Here is a 1,058-nt window from a genome sequence, read left to right on the forward strand (position 1 = left end):
CGGCAGCGTCGCCGAGAAGCCCTCGACACCCAGCCCCGCCGCGACCGAGGGCAGCTGGTCGCAGAGCGAAGCGCTGCCGGCGGCGGGAGCGGGGGGGGGGGCCCGTGGGGCCCGGTCGGCCGAACGGACCGCCGCCGCTCCTGCCACCGCCCCCGTCACCCGGCTCACGCGAAGCTGCCGATGCGCTCGGCCGGGATGTCCTGGGGCAGCAGGAGGCTGAGTTCGTCCAGGTCCCCGATGTCCAGGCGGGACAGGCGGCCCGCCTGACGCGTGATCATCGCCTCCAGCACCTGCCGCGCGAAGCGGCCGTTGCCGAAGGAGTTGTCGCGCGGGACGGCGCGGAAGAGGGTGCTCAGGGCCGTCAGGGTGTCCGGGGTGCAGGTGTAGCCGGCGGCCTCGGCCTGGAGGCGGACGATGGTGATGAGTTCGTCGTCCGAGTAGTGGTCGAAGGTGATCTCGCGGGAGAAGCGCGACGCCAGACCGGGGTTGGAGGCGAGGAAGCCGCGCATTTCCTCCTGGTAGCCGGCGACGATGACGACGACCTCGTCGCGGTGGTCCTCCATGAGCTTCATCAGGGTGTCCACGGCCTCCTGGCCGAAGTCGCCGCCCCCGCCGTGCCGGGGCGTCAGCGTGTACGCCTCGTCGATGAAGAGCACGCCGCCGCGGGCGCGTTCGAAGGCGTCACGGGTCAGCTGGGCGGTGTGGCCGATGTACCGGCCGACGAGGTCGGCGCGGGCGGTCTCGATGAGCTGGCCGCCGGGCAGCACGTCCAGTTCGGCGAGGAGTTCGCCGTAGAGGCGGGCGACGGTGGTCTTGCCGGTGCCGGGCGGGCCGGAGAAGACGAGGTGGTGGCTGATGGTGGCCGCCGGGAGGCCGGCCTCGATGCGGCGGCGGGTCTGGCGGGTGAGGTTGACGAGGTCCTCGACCTGTTCCTTGGCCGCCGCGAGGCCGACCATCGCGCGCAGCCGGTCCAGCAGGCCGGGCGCCGTGGGTTCCTCCTCCCCCGCCGCGGCCCGGGCGACCGCCGCCGCGGCCTCCTCGCCGCCCGCCGCCCGGAG

Annotated in this window: 1 protein-coding gene; it reads right to left on the bottom strand. The window is 74.3% G+C overall.

The window, feature by feature from the left end:
* Positions 1-164: 164 nt before the first annotated feature.
* Positions 165-1,058: AAA family ATPase (locus ACFV4F_RS43475; RefSeq protein WP_380511617.1), on the bottom strand; the 894-nt coding region annotated here is incomplete at its 5' end.

The sequence above is a fragment of the Kitasatospora sp. NPDC059722 genome (assembly GCF_042733235.1).
In the GTDB taxonomy this organism is placed as follows: Bacteria; Actinomycetota; Actinomycetes; order Streptomycetales; family Streptomycetaceae; genus Kitasatospora.